The organism is Chromobacterium sp. W521, from assembly GCF_052805975.1.
On the sequence record NZ_JBRBAF010000058.1, the window covers coordinates 1 to 254 of the forward strand.

At 70.9% G+C, this 254-nt stretch carries 1 protein-coding gene; it reads right to left on the reverse strand.

Going from position 1 to position 254, the window contains the following annotated elements; translation table 11 throughout:
* Window positions 1-254: phosphopantetheine-binding protein (locus tag ACUXV1_RS23290; protein WP_446016783.1), on the reverse strand; the 254-nt coding region annotated here is incomplete at both ends.

The following is a 254-nucleotide window of genomic DNA, read 5'->3' on the forward strand; positions in this document are numbered from 1 at the left end:
ACTTGCAGGGAGAGGATGGAGTCGCCTCCCAGGGCGAAGAAATTGTCGTCGATGCCGGGCAGGGGCACGGCGAGGACGTCGGCCCAGATTTGGGCGAGCGCGCGTTCCGCGTCGGAGCGCGGTTCGACGCGCGGCGCGTCGCTGGCGGCTTGCGCGGCCGGCAGTGCGGCGCGGTCGATCTTGCCGTGGTGGGTCAGCGGGAAACGCTCCAGCGTCACGATGACGGCGGGCAGCATGTGCTCGGGCAGCTCGGT